Source organism: Streptomyces tamarix (assembly GCF_032423885.1).
In the GTDB taxonomy this organism is placed as follows: domain Bacteria; phylum Actinomycetota; class Actinomycetes; order Streptomycetales; family Streptomycetaceae; genus Streptomyces; species Streptomyces tamarix.
On sequence record NZ_JAWCTQ010000049.1, the window covers coordinates 1 to 18095 of the forward strand.

Consider the following 18095-nt stretch of genomic DNA (forward strand, 5'->3'; position numbering starts at 1 on the left):
ACCCTCCACGACGGCGTAGCCCAGCAGCGCCAGCGCGTCGGCCCGCTCCTCCAGGGTCGGAATCGGCCCGGTCCGCTCGAAGGAGTGCTCGGGCCAGTTGAGGCTGGTCAGGTTGGTGACCACGTACAGCTCCCACTCACCGGCGAAGCTGTTGGACAGGCGCGCGCTGGGCTTCATGCCGCACCTCCCGCCAGCGCCGTACCGGCGCGGTTCGTCAGGTTCCGGCGGGCGGTCAGGACGCGGTGGCGGGCCCGGCGCATGCGCCGGGTGTCCAGCTCCGTGACCGGCCGGTCCAGGGTCATGATCTGCGCGTCCAGCAGGTCCACTTCCGCCAGGATCAGCGGAAGCTCCTGCTCGATCGCGTCCAGCTCCGCCGCCGACGGCTCACCGTCGAACGGCACGGCCGTAACAGCCGCGTGAAGTGCAGCGATGGACTTCATTGGGTCGTGCATCCCTTCAGACAGGAACGGCCCAGAACGAGGCCCCGGAGCTGCAACTCCGGGGCCTCTTGCCGTTTCGGGGGTGTGCGAGGGTCAGCGGGCGTGCTTGGGGGACCAGCGGCCCGACTTCAGGTCGTTGTACTCGTCCAGGTACTCGTCGGTGGCCTTGCGCATGTCCTCCGCCAGGCGGTGCTGGCCAGCGGCCATGAACGTGCGCTCCGCCTTGCGGGAGGACTCGACGTCAGCCTTGATGTCGGCGGCGACCTGCGCGTCGGACACCTCGGAGCGGCGGAAGAAGTGACGGGCGGCACCCATGAGGACTCCTTGTGGAATGCGGCGGGCTCGGGACTGTCCCGGCTCCCAGCGGCCCAGGAACGAGTCCGGGACCACAGGCAACCGACCAGAGGCAGGGGTTCAGCGCTGGACGACGGGCTTGTCCAGGTCCCGGTGGTGCACCGTGACCGTGTGGCCATCGGCCCGGAGGCGGGCGGCCAGGGCACGGGCGAACGTCGGCGCGCGGTGACGGCCCCCGGCGCATCCGTCGGCCACGACCACCGGCCCGGCACTCGGGCCCGACGCGAACGCGACGACCGCGGCCGCCGTCGCCTCGACCAGCGCGGCAATGCCCGGCGTGGACATCACGGCATCCCGGACCGGCGCGTCATCCGCGGTCATGTACCGCAGCTCCGGGCTGACGTGCGGGTCACGGAAGTGCTGACGCAGATCCATGGTCAGGTGAGCCTTGGGCTCGGGGGCGTGCAGGTAGCCGAACGAAACGATCTCAACAGTGGCGCTCATGACGGGCTCCTACGGATCGGGAACGGGCCTTCCGGCTCCCCTCAACCCCGCCCGTACGACACCCCGCAAGAGGTCCCGGACGGGCAGAGGAGGCAACCGGCCGCAACCGATGGCTGCGGAGGTGGCGAAGCGTTACGGCCCCAGCGGGGCCCGCGAACTTTGCCCTTGTCTCACCGCGCGCACGGATCACTTGTCCACCCCGCAAGGGCGGCCTGGGAGAAGGTGCTTGCTACTCGCGCGGCAGGGCCTACGGCTTGTCGCAGATGCCTGAATGTCCCCTATTGAGTTCTCAAGCCAGCAATCGCTTCCTTCGAGCTGATCCCGTCTCGCGGGGGCCCTCCGGGCGTCGGGAGCAGCCCAAAGAAGGCCCTCCCATGCGCGCCATTCCGCTCCGAGAAGCCATCTGGTGCGCACCAACAGATTGGCATCTGGTGCGCACCAGATGCAACCCTTGCGGTGCAACTGGTGTCGGCGTGCGTCTCCAGGGAACGGCCGGAACGGGGTGCCTCGGTAGCCAACGGGGGTTAACCTCAAGGGTGTTAACCAGCTCTCACCTGCGGCTTTATGGAGGCGGCATGGCGACGGGGTTAAGGGCAGCCAGGATGGCGCGAGGCTGGTCGCAGGACCGTTTGATCTACGAAATGCAGCGCTTCGCGGAGCGGCGGCTGTTGGACATCGCCTCGGCGGCGAGCCTGAAGACGTACGTCTCCGAGTGGGAGAACGGGCGCCGTACGGTCAGTGACCGGTACGCCGGGATACTGCGGCCACTTCTCGGTGTCACCGATGCTGAGCTGCGAGGAGAGGTTGAGTCGCCTCCTCCCCAAGCGGACGGGTACGGAGATCTCCTGAGCCGTATCGACTCGGCGGGCAGTCTCAGCGAGTCCATGGTCCAGTCGTTCTACGACCAGACCGAGTTGTTGCGGACCATGGACCGGCAGATGGGTGCTACCGGTCTGATCGACCAGATGAACGGTCACCTCGCGGCCATGGAGGACGCGCTGACTTTCGCGGTACTGCCGGGCACGCGACGCCCCATCGCGACAGCCCTCGCCGGGGCCTCCACCCTCGCCGCGTGGCAGGCCCTGGACGCGGGCGCCGTCGAACGAGCGTGGAGGCGGTACGAGCTGGCCAAGAAGGCTGCCCAAGATGCCGAGTCACCGCTGTACCTGGCGCATGCCATGGGCGAGCAGGCGTACGTGCTGGCCGATGCTGGCCGCCCGCAGCTCGCCGTCGAACTGGTGCGGACCGCGCAGCAGACCCAGCCCGAGCAGCAGTCGCCCCGGCTGCGTGCATGGCTCGCCGCAGCGGAGGCCGAACTGTGTGCCGCCGCCGGGGGGATGGAGTCGGACGCTCGGGCAGCCATGGACCGGGCAACAGCCCTGCTGCCGGACGACGGAGAGTCGCGCGATCCCGACATGCTGAGCATCTTCCTCAACACGGGACACCTCGCCCGATGGCGCGGAAACGTGCTGGCCAAACTCGGAGACGGGTCAGCGATGGACGAGCTGTATGCCTCCCTGGACAGCGCTGACCCGTCCTTTGTCCGCGCGCGGTCGGGCCTGCACTGCGACCTCACGCAAGCACACCTCGCCCGCAACGAGCTGGACGAGGCGCGTACCCACCTACAGCAGGCCAGACTGCTGGCGAACCGAACCGGGTCTGTGCGGTACCGCCGACGCGTGGAGCTGCTTACCGGGCGGCTGTAGGCCGCGAGGAGAGGAGGTGAAGGAGAGCCACCAGCGTTCCTGACCCCAGCAGCTTGCCCTCGCCCATGAGCCTGGGAATCTCGTCCAGGGGAATCCAGGCGACGTGCCCGGCCTCCTCCGCGTCGGTCGGCTCCCCGACCTTTGTGGCGCCGCGCGACACGAAGATCTCGTGTGGCGAGTCCACCATGCCGATCATTGGCTGGTACGTGACGACATGCTCGACCTTCGTCGGTCGCCAGCCCGTCTCCTCCTCGGTTTCACGGGTGGCCGTGACGGCGGCGTCCTCGCCCGCGTCCACGATGCCACCGGGAAGCTCCCAACCCCACTGGTCGGGGACGAAGCGGTACCGCCACAACATGAGGACGCGCTCTTGGTCGTCGACCACGGCGGTGATCGCGACGTGGTGCAGCCGGACGACGTGGTGCTCGAAGCGCTCCACCCCAGGCGGCTCGACGTCCACCAGGTCGAGATTCACCCAGCGGTTCTCGTAGATGCGACGGCTGCCGTGGATCTGCCACGAATCCAGGTCGGGCGGCGTGGGGACCCCTTCTCCACCCGCGACCCGGTAGGCGCTGCGGTCGTACGCCTTGATGAACCGCTCATTGGCGAGCCGTGCCATGACCTGGCGCAGCGCCGTACGGCCGATCTCCAGCTCGGCGCTCAGCGCGCGTTCCGACGGCAGCTTGTCTCCCGGTCCGTACCGACCCGACTCGATCCAGGACCGGATCGTCTCGTAGACCCTCTGCGTCTTGGGTCCCATCCTCGGCGCACACTCCCGGATCGACGGCTGTTGCTGGCCAGCGTATCGAGGGAGCCGAGCGATTGACTCTGCCATTCGAATCTCTCTTCGTCGCCGTCACCCGCGCTGGAAGCGAGGGTGCGTGTGCAAGGTTCTGGCTGCCTGAGCTGCGCTTCCCGGCCTTTCCTGGGCCGTCTCTGGGCCGTCAGAGGGCCGCCAACAGTCACCAACGGCCACCAATGACCACCTGATCAACTCGAACGGCCCGCACTGCGTCGCAGGTCAGAGGCCCCCCACCTACTCGTTTTCGTCTGGGGGTGGCGGTCAGGCAAGATGGGGTGTATCTGCCCTCATGCGGCGGAGCCGCGAATCGACTCCTACTGATTGCCGGACGGTTTCTCTTGGCTGAGTACATCTACACGATGCGCAAGACGCGCAAGGCGCACGGCGACAAGGTCATCCTCGATGACGTGACGCTGAGCTTCCTGCCCGGCGCGAAGATCGGTGTGGTCGGCCCGAACGGCGCCGGTAAGTCCACCGTGCTCAAGATCATGGCGGGTCTGGAGCAGCCCTCCAACGGCGACGCGTTCCTGTCGCCCGGCTACACGGTCGGCATCCTCCTCCAGGAGCCCCCGCTCAACGAGGAGAAGACCGTCCTGGAGAACGTCCAGGAGGGCGTCGCCGAGGTCAAGGGCAAGCTCGACCGGTTCAACGCGATCGCCGAGGAGATGGCGACCAACTACACCGACGAGCTGATGGAGGAGATGGGCAGGCTCCAGGAGGAGCTCGACCACGCCAACGCCTGGGACCTCGACGCCCAGCTGGAGCAGGCCATGGACGCCCTGGGCTGCCCGCCCGGCGACTGGCAGGTCACCAACCTCTCCGGTGGCGAGAAGCGCCGCGTCGCGCTCTGCAAGCTGCTGCTGGAGGCGCCCGACCTGCTCCTCCTCGACGAGCCCACCAACCACCTGGACGCCGAGTCCGTCCAGTGGCTGGAGCAGCACCTCGCCAAGTACGACGGCACCGTCGTCGCCATCACCCACGACCGGTACTTCCTCGACAACGTCGCCGGTTGGATCCTGGAGCTCGACCGCGGTCGCGCCATCGGCTACGAGGGCAACTACTCCACCTACCTGGAGACGAAGCAGGCCCGCCTCAAGGTCGAGGGCCAGAAGGACGCCAAGCGCGCCAAGCGGCTCAAGGAAGAGCTGGAGTGGGTCCGCTCCAACGCCAAGGGCCGGCAGGCCAAGTCCAAGGCCCGCCTCGCCCGGTACGAGGAGATGGCCGCCGAGGCCGACAAGATGCGGAAGCTGGACTTCGAGGAGATCCAGATCCCGCCGGGCCCGCGCCTGGGCAACGTCGTCGTCGAGGTCGAGAACCTCAGCAAGGCATTCGGCGACAAGGTCCTCATCGACGACCTCAGCTTCACCCTCCCGCGCAACGGCATCGTCGGCGTCATCGGCCCGAACGGCGCCGGCAAGACCACGCTGTTCAAGATGATCCAGGGACTGGAGCAGCCCGACTCCGGCACCATCCGCATCGGCGACACCGTCAAGATCAGCTACGTCGACCAGAGCCGCGAGAACATCGACCCCAAGAAGACCCTGTGGGCCGTGGTCTCCGACGAGCTCGACTACATCAACGTCGGCCAGGTCGAGATGCCGTCCCGCGCCTACGTGTCCGCGTTCGGCTTCAAGGGCCCGGACCAGCAGAAGCCGGCCGGCGTCCTCTCCGGCGGTGAGCGCAACCGCCTCAACCTGGCGCTCACCCTCAAGCAGGGCGGCAACCTGCTGCTCCTCGACGAGCCGACCAACGACCTCGACGTCGAGACCCTGTCCTCCCTGGAGAACGCGCTGCTGGAGTTCCCCGGCTGCGCCGTGGTCGTCTCCCACGACCGCTGGTTCCTCGACCGCGTCGCCACGCACATCCTGGCGTACGAGGGCGACTCCAAGTGGTTCTGGTTCGAGGGCAACTACGAGTCGTACGAGAAGAACAAGGTCGAGCGCCTCGGCCCGGACGCGGCCCGTCCGCACCGTGCCACGTACAAGAAGCTCACCCGGGGCTGAGGCGGCGCTTCGAGTGGCTCGGCACATCTACAGCTGCCCCCTGCGCTGGTCGGACATGGACGCCTTCGGGCACGTCAACAACGTGGTCTTCCTCCGCTACCTGGAGGAGGCCCGGATCGACTTCATGTTCCGGCTGGCGCCGGGGGACGGCTCCCCGTCGTTCTCCGGCGGGTCCGTCGTGGCCCGCCACGAGATCGACTACGTACGGCCGCTGGTCCACCGGCACGAGCCGGTGACCATCGAGTCCTGGGTCACCAAGATCGGCGCGGCGTCCCTGACGATCGCGTACGAGATCAAGGACCCCGACCAGGTGTACGTACGGGCTTCCACGGTGGTCGTCCCCTACGACCTCCAGGCGCAGCGCCCGCGCCGCATCACCGCCGAGGAGCGGGCGTTCCTCCAGGAGTACGTGGACGACGGGATGCGTTCGGAGGGCGCCGTCGCATGACGGTGCCGCTGCACTTCGCCGAGGGCCGGGAGGCGGCGGGCATCGCCGCCTTCCTGGCCCGGCTGATCCACTACGACCGGGCCGCCGCCGTCCGCCTCCAGGCGGGCGGCGGGGCCCTGGCCGTCTTCGGTCGCCCGCCGTCGTTCGAGGTCCTCGCCGTCCGCACGGCGGCCCTCCTCGACGACACGGCCCTCGACACGACCGTCTCCGCCGGTGAGCTGCTCGACGGCATCGAGGAGGCGGCGGGCAAGGCGATCGTGCCCGCGCCCGTCACCGGCCCGCCGTGGAGCGGGCTCCTCCCGCCGCGCGGCGGCTGGCGCGAGGTGCCCGGCCTGCCGGACGCCGCCGGGTTGCGCGGCGCCGTCGCCGCGGCGGTCGCCGAGTTCCGCGCGCGGGACGAGCAGTTGCCGCCGCAGCACCGCACCCGTGCGGAACGCGACCGGATCGGCCGTGAGATATGGTCCCGTGCCCTCGCCGGCACGGGGCTTCCGCTGCGCGCCGCGCACGCCGCCCAGGCGCTGGGCTTCCTGCCGCCGGCCGGGGCCGTCCCGCACGAGGTGCCCGTGGTGCTGCTGTCCGCCGGGCCGTGGCTGCGGCTGCGCACCCCCTACGGCTCCGTGGCCGTGCGCACGGCCACGGGCCTCGGGAAGCTGGGCGTCACCCCCGTCCGCCGCCCCTGAGACCCGGGGCCTCCGCCCCTGAGATCCCCCGGACCGGGGAGCAGTCGCCCTGGGGTCGGCCACCCTGAGATCCGCCGGACTGGGGAGCAGTCACCCTGGGGCCGGCCACCCTGAGATCCGCCGCTCCGGGGCCGCTGCTCCGGGGCCGCCGGGCCGTTCGGGCGCGGACCCGCCGCGCGCCGCCGGTTCAGCCGGCGGTGTTGACCATCGACGCGGCCGCGTACGTGAGGTAGTCCCACAACTGCCGCTCGTGCTCCTCGGACAGCCCGAGCTCGTCCACGGCGTCCCGCATGTGCTTCAGCCACGCGTCGTGCGCCGCCCTGTCCACCACGAACGGGGCGTGCCGCATCCGCAGCCGCGGGTGCCCGCGGCGGTCGCTGTACGTGCGGGGGCCGCCCCAGTACTGCATCAGGAACAGCGCGAGCCGCTCCTCGGCCGGGCCCAGGTCCTCCTCCGGGTACATCGGCCGCAGCAGCGGGTCCTCGGCGACGCCCTGGTAGAAGCGGTGGACGAGCCGCCGGAACGTCTGCTCGCCGCCCACCTGCTCGTAGAACGTCTGCTCCTGGAGAGTGCCGCGCGGAATCTCATTCACCCGTCCATCGTCTCAGACGCGCCGGCGGAAGACCCCGGCCCTAGGACCGCCGGACCCGCGCCCTCCCCATGGAAAAACGGCGATAGTGGACATATGGCTGTGGGTGTGGAGCGAGAGCGGGACCCGTTCGCCGAGGCCGCCGCCGAGGCGAGGCACCGGCTGGTGACCGCGCTCGCCGCCGGGGGCGCACTGCCCGACCCGGCCTGGCGGGCGGCGTTCGAGGAGGTCCCGCGCCACCTGTTCGTGCCGTACTACTACGTCGGCACCCTCGGCGGGTACGAGCGGCTGCGGTACGACGACCCCGACCCGGAGGGCCGGCGGCGCTGGCTGGAGGGCGCGTACGAGGACGAGCCGCTGGGCACCCGGCTGCGCGGCGGCGACCTCGTGTCGTCCGCCAGCCAACCGTCCCTCATGGCCGACATGCTGCACGCCCTCGACGTGCGGGACGGCGACACCGTGCTGGAGATCGGCGCCGGCTCCGGGTACAACGCGGCCCTCCTGTCCCACCGGCTGGGCGACGCGCACGTCACGACCGTCGACATCGACGCCGACATCACCGACGCCGCCCGCGCCCACCTCCACGCGGCCGGCCACCACCCCGCCGTCGTCACCGGCGACGGCGCCCGCGGCTGCCCGGACCGGGCGCCCTTCGACCGGATCGTCGCCACCTGCGCCCTGCCGTCCGTACCGCCCGGGTGGCCGGCCCAGTGCCGGCCGGGCGCGTACGTCGTCGCGCCGCTGTCCACGGGGATCGTCCGGCTGCGCGTCGAGGACGCCGAGCACGCGGAGGGCCGGTTCCTCCCCACGTCCGCGTACTTCGTCCCGCTGCGCGGCGCCCTCCCGGCCGCGCCGGAGCCGCGCACCGGCGGGCTGCCCCGGCGCGCGCTCGACAGCGACCTGTTCCGCTTCCTGCTGACCCTCGTGTCGGGCCGCCTCGACCCGCACGAGGCGTACGACCTGTGGCGGCGCGAGGGCCGCCCGGCCCGCGAGCGGTACGGCGTGACCGTTCGCGGCGGCCGGCAGTGGGCGTGGCTGGACGACCCCGAGGGCCCGTACGCCTGGCCCCTGGGGGAGCCGGCCCGGCGGGACCGGGCCGGCGGCTAGCCCCGTACGACGGTGAGCGTCGTCCAGGCGCCCACGTGGACGCGGTCGCCGTCCTGGAGCGGTACGGGCACGTAGGGCTGGATCGGCTCGTCGGAGCCGTTCACGGTCGTGCCGTTGGTGGAGTTCTGGTCCATCACCACCCAGGAGCCGTCGGGCTGCCGCACGAACACGGCGTGCTGGTGCGACACGCCCGGGTCCTCCGGCGGCACCGACAGGTCGATGTCCGGCGACTCGCCCGTCGACTGCCGGCGGCGGCCGACCGTCACCTGCTGCCCGGTCAGCGGCACGCGCCGCTCGGGCGAGTAGGCGGGCAGGTTGAGGCTCGCCGCTTCGGGGCCGCTGCGGCGCATCATGGCCATGAAGTACTCGCGGTCGGGCCGCACGACGACGGCCCACCCGGCGGGCGCGTCCGCCTGCGGGTGCTGCGGGTGCTGCGGGTGCTGTGGCTGCTCGTGCTGTGGGGGTTGCCCGTGCTGCTGCGCCTGCCCGTGCGGGGGTTGCCCGTACTGCGGCTGGGGCGGCGGGGCCTGTCCCTGCGGGTGCTGCGGGTGTGCCTGTCCGTGCGGGGGCTGCCCCTGTGCGGGTGGCTGCGGGTGCTGCCCGTGCTGCGGCTGGGACGGCGGAGGCAGTACCCAGTCGTCGTCGCCGACGGCGTCGGGCTGTCGGAACGCCCGGGGCGTCGCAGAGCCGGGCGCGGCCTGCGCCGACGCGGGCCCACCGCTCCCCGGGCCGGTCTCCTGGCCGGGTGCGCCGCCGGAAGCGGGCGCGGCCCCCGGGCCGAAGGCCGGAGCGCCGTGAGAGGGGCTGCCGGGGCCACCGGGGGAACCCTGACCGGGGGCTCCGGGACCCTGACCGGGGGACCCGGGATTCTGTCCGGGGGCTCCGGGGGTGTGGCCGGGGCCACCCGGGCCGTACGCCGGACCGCCGGGGGTCGGACCGCCGGGAGTCGGGCCGCCCGGGTGTCCGCCGAAGGACGGGCCGCCGGCCGCGGGGCCGGGGCCGTTGCCGGGGCCGAAGGGCTGGTGGGGCGTGCCCGGTCCGCCGTGCGGCCCCCGTGCGGGCGCGCCGTCGCGGCCGAACGCCGGGCCGCCCCGGTCGGGGCCCGCCGACCGGTCCGGGCGGGGACCGTCGAAGGGGGAGGACTCCTGGCCGGGGGGCGGCGCGAAGGAGGGCTCCCGCGGGCCGGGCTCAGCGGGCAGGGGCTCTGCCGGGCGGTTCACCTGCGACGGGCGGGAGCCCTGGTACTCGTACGGGTCCGGCGGGCGCGGCGCCGACGTGAAGCCGGGCGGCAGGTTCAGCCCGCCGCCCGGCCGGGACGGGGGCGGCGGAGGGGAGATCGGCGTGTACGACGTGGCCGTGTTGGTGAGGAAGTTCCACCGGCACTCCTCGCAGAACGGCGCCATCGCCTCCCGGGGCGTACGGCACTGCGGGCACAGCTCCGCCTGCTGCGTGGCGTGGGGGTCGCCGCCCGAGGGGCCCGGGTAGCCGTACCCGGGGGCCGCCGGCGGCGGGGGCGGGGGAGGAGGCGGCGGCACGGCACCCGCAGGCGCGCCCGCCCCGGCCATGCGGTGGCCGCAGACCTCGCACCAGTCGTCGGCACCCGACTGGTGTCCGTTCGGGCAGGTCGGCATCTCGGCCCTTCCCCCTCTCCACGCCGGCCGCCGCTGCGGCCGTCGTCACGGCTTCTTCCTGTGCGTCCGGTTCACGCGAACCGTCTTCGTGGACCGGGTCTCGAGCGTCATCTCGTCCGCGTCCGCGACCTTGGCCTTCAGTCGCACAGTACCCGTCGCCGCGTCGACGACGTCGACCACCTTCGAAAGCAGCTTCGCGGTGTCCGCGTTCCCCGAGGCGGCGGCCAACTGCACCGCGCGCCCGAGCCTGGCCGTCGCGCCGTGCAGATCGCCCGACTTGCGTGCTTCCAGACCCTGCTGGATGGCACGGGCGAGTTCGGCCTGGCCCGTGTAGTGCGCGACCTGCGGGTCGATGGGGGACGAAGCCGCCGCGTCGGCCGTCCACACCGCCCGTACGAGTCCCTGCCCCAGCGTCCGGGGCGGCCCCCCGGCCGGGTCGGCCTGGACCAGGGACACGCGCGCGGCGAGCATCTCCTGGCCGAGGCCGGCCGCCGGTACCCGCACGCACAGGTGGTAGTCGCGCGACTCGTCGCCCCACGAGCCCGTCGGGTAGTCCCCGGCGCGCGGCCCCGCTTCCGTACGGCGGCCCGTCAGGTCCTCCACGGCCGGTGCGACCTGCTTCACGAAGACGATCTCCGCGCCGGCCGGTGTCCACAGCCGCAGCGCGACGTCCGGGACCTCCTTGCCCATCGCGTGCTCCATCATCCGCGTGAAGTCCGCGGCGAGGCCCGCCGGGTCGGCGACGATGTCGGCCGTGCCGAGCAGCGCGGAGGCGACGCCGGTGACCTCCCTCACCTCCCAGTCGGTGCCGACGCCCCGCGCGTCGCAGGTGAACCGGCCCGCGCAGGCGTCGAGCGCCGCCCGCAGGTCCTGCGGCGCCTCGTGCTCGTTGCGCCCGTCCGTGAGGAGGACGCCGTGGCGGATGGCGGCGCCGGAGGCCGCGAGCAGCCGGTCGGCGAGCCGCAGCCACGTACCGATGGCGGTGCCCCCGCCGGGGACCAGGTGCCGCAGGGCCTCCTTCGCCTCGGCGCGCGTCCTCGCGCAGGCGGTGGCGAGGCGGCCGTCGCCCGGGTACACCTCCCGGGCGACGTGGGTGCCGGCGACGACGGCGAAGCACACGCCGTCGCGGAGGGTGTCGACCGCGGCGGCGGTGGCGTCGCGGGCGTGGCGCATCTTCGCCGGCGGGTACTCCATGGAGCCGGAGCAGTCGACCATCAGGACGACCGCGGCGTCGCGCCGCGGCCCGGCCGCCGTGCCGTGCCCGGAGCCGCCGGGCGCCCGGCGGTCGTGCGCCGGGTCGCGCTGGTGCGGTACGTGCCGGGCGGCCTCGGCGGGCAGCGGCGCCCCGCCCGTCGTACCGCCGCCCGTGGCGGAGACCGTCACGACGGCGTTCACCTCGCGCCCGCCCTCCGGCAGGTACTCGTTCTGGTACACGTCCACCGAGAACCGCGGCACGCTGGACTTGGAGAAGTTCGCCATCTGGTCGTCTCCCGGGCTCCTTGGTGCTCCACAACAACGGACGGAAGCGGGCTCGCGCCCCGGTCAGGCCGACACCGCCCCCGGCTCCGGCACGGCGAACGGCACCAGCGCCACCGTGACGTTGTCGTGGCCGCCGCCGTCGAGGGCGTGCCCGACCAGGACGCGCGCGCCGTGCAGGGGGCGCTCGGCGGCGTCGGCGGGGAGGACGCGGGCCATGTCGCCGGCGGCCTCGGCATAGTTCCACAGGCCGTCCGTGCAGACGACGACCACGCCGGGGCGGTCCGGCTGGAACACGGCCGTGTGCGGCTCCAGTTCGTAGGCGTCGGCGCCGAGCCAGCCGGTGATGGCGTGGGCGCGCTCGTCCGCGTACGCCTCGGCCTCGTCCATCAGGCCCGCCGAGACCATCTGGGCGGCCCACGAGTCGTCCTCGGTGAGCCGGGCCGCCGGGACGGCGCGGTTGTCGGGCACCCAGTAGGCGCGGCTGTCGCCGACCCAGCCGACGACGAGGAGGCCGTTCGCGGCGACGGCGCCGACGAGGGTGCAGGCCGGGGCGTTGCGGTGGCGGTGCGCGTCGTGCTCGAAGCCGTCGGGGCCCTCGGCGGGGGGCTCGACGGCGAGGGCGTTGACGGCGTCGGACGCGGCGACGATGGCGTCGTGCATCGCCTGCCGGGGGCTGGCGCCGAGGGGGAGCGCGGCCCGGAGGGAGGCGTCGGCGGCGCGGGCGGCGGCGGCCGAGGCGTCGTCGGGGCGGTACGCGGAGGACACGCCGTCGCAGACGATCGCGACGACGGCGGACGAACCGTCCGGGAGGGGGGCGGTCGACACGGCGAACGCGTCCTCGTTGCGGTGGTGCCGCAGCCCCCGGTCGCTGACGGCGGCGACGGCGCGCCCCATCTCCCGTTCCATGTGGTCCCGCTCCCGTGGCTGTTTGTGTCCGCAGTTCTCGCAGTACCCGTCCGCCGCGACCCGCCCGGCCCGGCAGGCCACGCAGCGGGTCCCGCCGGTGGCGGCGGGGCGGAGGGCGACCCGGGGGTCGGGCGCCGCGAGCTCGAAGTCCCCGTGGGGGTCGTCGTGCCGCACGGACGGCTCGGGGGCGTCCGGCGGCGTGAGCGGGACCGGTGGGGCCTGCGGGCCCTGCGGGCCCTGCGGGGGTGCGGCGGGCGCCGGGGGCGTCGGCCCGGTCCAGGGCGCCGGGGGCGCGGGGGACGGCGCGGCGACCGGCGGCGGTACGGGACCGGGCGGGGGCGCGGGAGCCGCAGCCGGGTACGCCGGGCCGCCGGGCGCCGCGGACGGTCCGGGCGGACCGGGCGGCGGGGGCGCCGCCGGGGGCGCGGGCGGCGGGGTGGCCAGGGCCACCGTGGGGTGGTCCGGGGGCGGCTCGGGCACGGCCGACAGGTCGTACCCGCACGCCCCGCAGAACCGGTCACCCGCCTCCAGCGGCTCCGAGCAGCCCGGGCAGGCCGACAGTTGATGCGTCTGAGACATCGATCACACCCACGTCCGGGGGCGGAACCGGTTGGCCCGTTCCACCAGTTCGATCCTTTCATCGCCCCGCTGGGCGAGCCGGGCGAGCCCCCGGTACGAGCGCTCCAGGCCGAACCGCAGCCCGCGCTCGTGGAGTTCGCTGCCCAGCAGTTCCTGGTCCGGGGGCAGGCCGCCGGGCCGCCCCGACAGCCACCAGTCGAGGGCCAGGCCCAGCACCTCCACCGACAGCCGTTCGCGCCGCACCGGGTCGAGCCCCAGGGTGTCGAGCGCCGCCACCTGGCGCGCCGCCGCGTACAGGTCGTCCCGCAGCGGCTCCGCCGGGTCCCGCCGGCGGAGCCGCGCGCGCACCGCCGCGACGCGCGCCGCGGTGTAGTGGATCGACGACTCGGGCACGGACTCCAGCGTACGCACCGCGGCCCCCCGGTCGCCCGCCGCCAGCTGGACGCGGGCCAGGCCGAACGCCGCGCCCACGTGGCTGGGGTCCGCCGTCCACACGAGGCGGTAGTACGCGGCGGCGCCGTCCGGCCGGCCGAGCACCTCGGCGCAGACGGCCAGCGCCAGCTTGGGCGCCGGTTCCCCGGGGAAGGCGCCGTACACCGCGTCGAACGCCGCCGCGGCCGTGGCCGTGCCGCCGGTCGCCAGGGAGACGACGCCGCGGCACCAGACGACCCGCCAGTCGTCCGGGTACGACCGCTCCAACGCGTCCAGCACGCGTACGGCGGCCGGCGCGTCCCCCAGCTCCAGCAGGGCCCGCAGCTCCCGCAGGCGCAGCTCGGGCGAGTCGGCCGGGGCGGCCCGCAGGGCGGCCGCCAGCTCGGCCGGGCCGGACGCCACGAGCCCGGCCAGGAACGCGGCGTTCGGGTCGTCCGGATCGACGTGCGGCACGGGCAGCGCGAGCGCCGCGCCCCGCGCGTCCGGCGCGGCGAGCAGCGGCACCGGCCCGACCGCCGCCGGGGCGCCCTTTCTGCGGCGCCGCGCGCGCGGGCCCAGGAGGGAGACCTCCCCGCCGGGCTCCGCGAACAGGACCGTGTCCGCCACCCGCGGCTCCGGGCCGAACAGGGGCGACAGGGCCGGTCTCGGCGTGCCCGTCCGGAGGGCGACGACCTCCCGCAGGACCCCCGTCAGCTGCTCCGCCATCTCCTGCGCGGACGCGAACCGCCGTGCCGGGTCCGGGTCCGTCGCCCGGACCAGCAGCCGGTGGAACGACTCGTACCGCCGGAACACCTCGATGTGCTCCGGCTCCGGCAGCGAGTCCGCGAACACGTTCGTGTAGCCGTGGAAGTCGAACGTCAGCACCGCCAGCGTCCGCGCCACCGTGTACAGGTCCGACGCGACCGACGGGCCCACCTCCGCGACCTCGGGCGCCCGGTAGCCGACCGTGCCGTAGACGGCCGACTCGTGGTCGTCCATCCGCCGCACCGCGCCCATGTCGATCAGCTTCAGCTGGTCCTCGCTCTGGATCGCGTTGTCGACCTTGAAGTCGCAGTACAGCAGGTTCCTGCTGTGCAGGTGTCCCAGCGCCTCCAGCGCCTCGATGCCGTACGCGCACGCCTGCTCGACCGGCAGCGGGTCGCGCCGGCCGTCCGGTCCGCGCCGCCCGTTCGCGATCTCCTTCAGGGACTTGCCGCCGACGTACTCCATGACGATGTACCCGTCCAGCGAACCCGTCCGCTGGTCCAGGTGCTCCACGAAGTTGTAGATGCGGACGATGTTGGCGTGCTCGATCTCGGCGAGGAACCGCCGCTCCGAGATCGCCGCCGCCATCGCGTCCTGGTCGCCCGTGTCCAGCAGGCCCTTGAGGACCACCCACCGGTCGGAGACGGCCCGGTCCACGGCGAGGTAGATCCACCCGAGCCCGCCGTGCGCGAGGCAGCCCGCCACCTCGTACTGGCCGTGCACCACGTCGCCCGCCCGCAGCTTCGGCACGAACGAGTACGGGTGGCCGCACCGGGTGCAGAACCCCTCCGTACGGCCCGGCCGCCCGCCGCGCGCCCGGCCGACCGGCGCCCCGCAGTCGGAGCGGGAGCAGAACCGCCGCCGCTCGGGCACCTCCGGGCGCTCCATCACCGCCGAACGCGGATCGGGACGCGGCACGGCCGGCACCGCCACCAGGCCCGCGCCCAGCCGTCCGCGCGCCGAACGGCCGCTGGAGGAACCGGAGCTGCGGACCGACACGGACCGCGCCGTCGCCGGACCCGACAGGACCCGCGCCGGCCGCCCGGACCCCGACCGGCGCGAACCCGCCGAGCCCGCCGAACGGGACGGGTGGGACGGGCGGGCGGAGGAGCGGGACGGGCGCGCGGACGGCGACCCCGCCGGGCCGTCCCCCTCCGGCCCGCCGCCCACCGCACCCGTCGTCGGCGACGACATCGCGCTCGTCGGCGGTGACGACACCGCGCCGTCCGGGGCGACGACCGGGGCCAGCCCGCACGTGTCGCAGTACAGCTCGCCGCCGCCCACGTCCTCGTACGCGCCGTCGCAGTCCGGGCGCTGGCACGGTCTCATCCGCGCCCCCCGGCCGACAGGACCTCGCTCGCCGCCCGCTGGTAGCGCAGGACGGCCCGCTCGGCGGCGCGCAGGTCGCACGGGGCGCTCCACAGCATGCGGCGCGCCGTGTCGTACCGCTCGCTCAGGACCGGGTCGTCCGCCAGCCCGTGCCGGGCCGTCCTCGCCCGGTACGCGTCGAGGCGCCCGCGCAGTTCGGCGCGGACGGCGAGCGGCGCGGTCACCGCGGCCAGCGACTCGCGGGCGCGCAGCAGCTCCTCCTCGGCCTCCCGCTCCAGCGCCTCCAGCAGCGGGGACAGCCGGTGCCAGCGGGCGTGCCGCCGGTACTCGGCGGCGGTCGCCAGCCGCTCGTACAGCGCGGTCGGCGGGCCGCTCACCACCGGCACTTCCGACGCGGCGATCTTCGCCAGGACCTCGACGCGCGCGGTGCGGGCCTCGGCGAGGGTGCGGTCGGCCCGCGACAGCAGGTCCCGCAGCCGCAGCAGCCGCGACTCGGAGTCCTGCCGCACCTGGAGGACCGCCTCGATCTCCCGGCGTACGTCCTCCAGCGCCCGCGCGGCCCGGTCGTACCGGTCCGTGTCCGGCCGTCCGCTGCCGGGCGCCGAACTGCCCGCGGCCGGCCGCCAGAACGCCAGCGGGTCGCTGACGACCTGGGCGCGCAGCGCGGTCAGCTCCTCGGTGATGGCCTCCAGGTCGTCGCCCGCCGGGTGCTCCCCGGGCCGCACGCCGACGGAACGCGCCAGTGACCGCGTCCGGTTCAGCTCCGCCGCGAGCAGGTCTATCCGGGCGGGTAGCGCCGACCAGACGGCGTCCGCCGACACGACGACGTCGAGGGAGCGCGCATACAGCTCGTTCATCCGCGCGACCAGCCGGTCCAGCGTGAACCGCTCCACCCGCGCGCACGCGGAGGACTTCGGCGGCGCCCCGGGCTCCGCCGCGTCCGGCACGGCGACGCTCTCGCCGCACAGCCGCTCCGTCAGCTCCACCAGCTCCTCGCGCTCCGGCCAGCGGCGCCGGGCGCGCACCTCGCGGGCGGCGCGCAGCGCGTCCGTGTACGCGTCGAAGTACGTCCACAGCAGCGCCGTCGTCCGCTCGGTCGCGGCCCAGCGCTCCGCGGTCGTCCCGGTCAGCGCGGTGCCTTCGAGCAGCCTGCGGCCCGCGTGGTCCTGCAGCGCGAGCAGCGAGTCCTCGACCGCCTTGTGCTCCGCGCCGAGGCGTGCCAGCGCACGGTCCACCTCGTCCCGGTCCATCACCGGACCGGGGGGACCCGTGACGCCCATCGATCACCTCTCGCTCTCAGGGGGACGGTTTCGTCCGGTACTTGGGCGCGGGCGGCCCGGATATGCCGGGCAGGTCCGCCTTGAGCCACTTCTCGTACGCGCGTGTCCACGGTCCGGCACGGTATGCCACGAGGACGTGGTTGACGCGGCGCACCAGGTCGTCGTGGCCCAGCCTGGCGGCCACGCCGTAGTACTCGGTCGTGAACGGGGCGCCCTTGAGCTCCACGGTCGGGTCCTGGGCGGCCTGGCCGGCGGCGAGGGCGCTGTCGGTGACGACCGCGTCGACCTCGCCCGCCTGCAGCCGCACCAGGCAGTCCAGTTGGTTCGGCACGGTGTACCGGTCGGGGTCGCGCGGGGTGCCGTCGTGCTCGTCGCGGTGGACCGCGCCGTACGACTCGCGCTCCAGCGCCTCGTACGCCGTGGAGCCCTCGGCCGAGCAGACGCGCTTGCCGGCCAGGGACGCGTCGTACCCGGTGATCGGGGAGTCCTTGGCGGCGAGGACCTGCTGGCCGGTCTCGAAGTAGGCGGTGGAGAACGCGACCTGCCTGGCCCGGGCGCAGTTGATCGTCATCGTCCGGACGACCAGGTCGACCTTGCGGCCCTCCAGCGCGGCGACGCGCTGGTTGGTGGGCACGGCGCGGAAGATCACCGCGTCGGGGCTGCCGAGGACGTCCGCGGCGATGGCCCGCGCCAGGTCGATGTCGAAGCCCTCCAGGGTGCCCTTGACGGGGTCGCGGTAGCCCCAGCGGTAGCTGTTCTGGTCGACGCCGACGACGAGCTTCCCGCGCGCCTTGATCTCGGCGATCGTCGGCCCGTCCGCGGCGGACGGCGGCAGCGACGCCTCCGGGTCCGCGCAGTCCTCCGCGGCCTGCCCGGCGGTTGCGATCTGACCGGCAGTCGTGGCCTGCCCGGCGGCGATCTCCCTGACGGCGGTCTCCCCGGCGGACGCGGCCTGCCCGGCCGCGGCGGGCAGCGCCCGCGCCGGGTCCGTGCCGGGAGGTCCGGCCGGGCCGGGCCCCGGCGGTACGAGGGCCGAGGCCGCCGCCAGCAGGCAGGCGGCGCCCAGGGCGTCCGCCCCTCCCCGGCGGCGCGGTCGGCCGCGCCGTGTTCCACGGTCGTCCACCGCACCCCTCCCCCCGCCG

17 protein-coding genes are annotated in these 18095 nt (G+C 74.1%); 5 read left to right on the forward strand and 12 right to left on the reverse strand.

Translation table 11 applies throughout. From position 1 onward, the window contains the following. The 4 genes from RND61_RS32770 to RND61_RS27775 all read right to left on the reverse strand — a co-directional run. Positions 1–177 (reverse strand): DUF6303 family protein (locus RND61_RS32770; protein ID WP_391654290.1); only part of this gene is annotated, 177 nt, incomplete at its 3' end. After that, positions 174–440: a DUF6284 family protein gene (locus RND61_RS27765; RefSeq protein WP_315880874.1), complete on the reverse strand. Its 267-nt coding sequence runs from the start codon at positions 438–440 to the stop codon at positions 174–176. The genes RND61_RS32770 and RND61_RS27765, both read right to left, overlap by 4 nt. A 93-nt stretch (positions 441–533) precedes the next feature. After that, positions 534–755, reverse strand: coding sequence for a hypothetical protein (locus tag RND61_RS27770; RefSeq protein ID WP_315880875.1), 222 nt, complete (start codon positions 753–755; stop codon positions 534–536). A gap of 99 nt (positions 756–854) precedes the next feature. Continuing rightward, a complete protein-coding gene (locus RND61_RS27775) occupies positions 855–1238 on the reverse strand; it encodes a RapZ C-terminal domain-containing protein (RefSeq protein WP_315880876.1) in 384 nt (127 codons plus the stop codon). Between the two features lie 575 nt (positions 1239–1813). Between RND61_RS27775 and RND61_RS27780 the strand changes: the two genes are divergently transcribed. Beyond that, on the forward strand, positions 1814–2944 hold the full coding sequence (locus RND61_RS27780) for a helix-turn-helix domain-containing protein (protein ID WP_315880877.1): 1131 nt from the start codon (positions 1814–1816) through the stop codon (positions 2942–2944). Here the strand turns inward: RND61_RS27780 and RND61_RS27785 are convergent. Beyond that, positions 2928–3704 (reverse strand): NUDIX domain-containing protein, encoded by a 777-nt coding sequence (locus RND61_RS27785; RefSeq protein WP_315880878.1) that lies wholly within the window; start codon positions 3702–3704, stop codon positions 2928–2930. The two genes, RND61_RS27780 and RND61_RS27785, sit on opposite strands and share 17 nt — an antisense overlap. Positions 3705–4084: 380 nt before the next feature. Between RND61_RS27785 and ettA the strand changes: the two genes are divergently transcribed. Genes ettA through RND61_RS27800 form a run of 3 tightly spaced genes read left to right on the forward strand, consistent with a single transcriptional unit; the run spans position 4085 to position 6877 of the window. Beyond that, entirely contained in the window at positions 4085–5749 is a 1665-nt protein-coding gene (gene ettA, locus RND61_RS27790; protein WP_315880879.1) for an energy-dependent translational throttle protein EttA, read from the forward strand. Positions 5750–5762: 13 nt separating this feature from the next. Further along, positions 5763–6197 (forward strand): acyl-CoA thioesterase, encoded by a 435-nt coding sequence (locus RND61_RS27795; protein ID WP_315880880.1) that lies wholly within the window; start codon positions 5763–5765, stop codon positions 6195–6197. After that, positions 6194–6877, forward strand: a complete 684-nt coding sequence (locus tag RND61_RS27800) for a hypothetical protein (RefSeq protein ID WP_315880881.1) — start codon at positions 6194–6196, stop codon at positions 6875–6877. Before RND61_RS27795 ends, RND61_RS27800 begins: the two co-directional genes overlap by 4 nt. Before the next feature lie 187 nt (positions 6878–7064). On the opposite strand, the gene RND61_RS27805 is transcribed toward RND61_RS27800, so the two are convergent. Next, on the reverse strand, positions 7065–7469 hold the full coding sequence (locus RND61_RS27805) for a globin (protein ID WP_315880882.1): 405 nt from the start codon (positions 7467–7469) through the stop codon (positions 7065–7067). A gap of 93 nt (positions 7470–7562) precedes the next feature. On the opposite strand from RND61_RS27805, the gene RND61_RS27810 reads away from it, so the two are divergent. Continuing rightward, positions 7563–8573 (forward strand): methyltransferase domain-containing protein, encoded by a 1011-nt coding sequence (locus RND61_RS27810; RefSeq protein WP_315880883.1) that lies wholly within the window; start codon positions 7563–7565, stop codon positions 8571–8573. Here the strand turns inward: RND61_RS27810 and RND61_RS27815 are convergent. The 6 genes from RND61_RS27815 to RND61_RS27840 form a co-directional block, all read right to left on the reverse strand. Continuing rightward, positions 8570–10204, reverse strand: a complete 1635-nt coding sequence (locus RND61_RS27815; protein ID WP_315880884.1) for an FHA domain-containing protein — start codon at positions 10202–10204, stop codon at positions 8570–8572. The two genes, RND61_RS27810 and RND61_RS27815, sit on opposite strands and share 4 nt — an antisense overlap. Before the next feature lie 45 nt (positions 10205–10249). After that, the gene (locus RND61_RS27820; RefSeq protein WP_315880885.1) at positions 10250–11683 is read right to left on the reverse strand and encodes a vWA domain-containing protein; all 1434 of its coding nucleotides are present in this window, start codon (positions 11681–11683) and stop codon (positions 10250–10252) included. A 63-nt stretch (positions 11684–11746) separates the two neighbouring features. Continuing rightward, positions 11747–13168: a protein phosphatase 2C domain-containing protein gene (locus tag RND61_RS27825; RefSeq protein ID WP_315880886.1), complete on the reverse strand. Its 1422-nt coding sequence runs from the start codon at positions 13166–13168 to the stop codon at positions 11747–11749. Positions 13169–13171: 3 nt separating this feature from the next. Then, positions 13172–15673, reverse strand: a complete 2502-nt coding sequence (locus RND61_RS27830) for a serine/threonine-protein kinase (protein WP_315880887.1) — start codon at positions 15671–15673, stop codon at positions 13172–13174. Beyond that, positions 15670–16953 (reverse strand): hypothetical protein, encoded by a 1284-nt coding sequence (locus tag RND61_RS27835; RefSeq protein ID WP_315880888.1) that lies wholly within the window; start codon positions 16951–16953, stop codon positions 15670–15672. Before RND61_RS27835 ends, RND61_RS27830 begins: the two co-directional genes overlap by 4 nt. A 16-nt stretch (positions 16954–16969) precedes the next feature. After that, a complete protein-coding gene (locus RND61_RS27840; RefSeq protein ID WP_315880889.1) occupies positions 16970–18076 on the reverse strand; it encodes a glutamate ABC transporter substrate-binding protein in 1107 nt (368 codons plus the stop codon). Positions 18077–18095: the final 19 nt, after the last annotated feature.

What these genes read in the sequence shown, in the direction of transcription:
- RND61_RS27765 (WP_315880874.1), bottom strand. Translation starts at nt 440, where the DNA reads ATGAAGTCCATCGCTGCACTTCACGCGGCTGTTACGGCCGTGCCGTTC.
- RND61_RS27770 (WP_315880875.1), bottom strand. Translation starts at nt 755, where the DNA reads ATGGGTGCCGCCCGTCACTTCTTCCGCCGCTCCGAGGTGTCCGACGCG.
- RND61_RS27775 (WP_315880876.1), bottom strand. Translation starts at nt 1,238, where the DNA reads ATGAGCGCCACTGTTGAGATCGTTTCGTTCGGCTACCTGCACGCCCCC.
- RND61_RS27780 (WP_315880877.1), top strand. Translation starts at nt 1,814, where the DNA reads ATGGCGACGGGGTTAAGGGCAGCCAGGATGGCGCGAGGCTGGTCGCAG.
- RND61_RS27785 (WP_315880878.1), bottom strand. Translation starts at nt 3,704, where the DNA reads ATGGGACCCAAGACGCAGAGGGTCTACGAGACGATCCGGTCCTGGATC.
- RND61_RS27800 (WP_315880881.1), top strand. Translation starts at nt 6,194, where the DNA reads ATGACGGTGCCGCTGCACTTCGCCGAGGGCCGGGAGGCGGCGGGCATC.
- RND61_RS27810 (WP_315880883.1), top strand. Translation starts at nt 7,563, where the DNA reads ATGGCTGTGGGTGTGGAGCGAGAGCGGGACCCGTTCGCCGAGGCCGCC.
- RND61_RS27815 (WP_315880884.1), bottom strand. Translation starts at nt 10,204, where the DNA reads ATGCCGACCTGCCCGAACGGACACCAGTCGGGTGCCGACGACTGGTGC.
- RND61_RS27820 (WP_315880885.1), bottom strand. Translation starts at nt 11,683, where the DNA reads ATGGCGAACTTCTCCAAGTCCAGCGTGCCGCGGTTCTCGGTGGACGTG.
- RND61_RS27825 (WP_315880886.1), bottom strand. Translation starts at nt 13,168, where the DNA reads ATGTCTCAGACGCATCAACTGTCGGCCTGCCCGGGCTGCTCGGAGCCG.
- RND61_RS27830 (WP_315880887.1), bottom strand. Translation starts at nt 15,673, where the DNA reads ATGAGACCGTGCCAGCGCCCGGACTGCGACGGCGCGTACGAGGACGTG.
- RND61_RS27835 (WP_315880888.1), bottom strand. Translation starts at nt 16,953, where the DNA reads ATGGGCGTCACGGGTCCCCCCGGTCCGGTGATGGACCGGGACGAGGTG.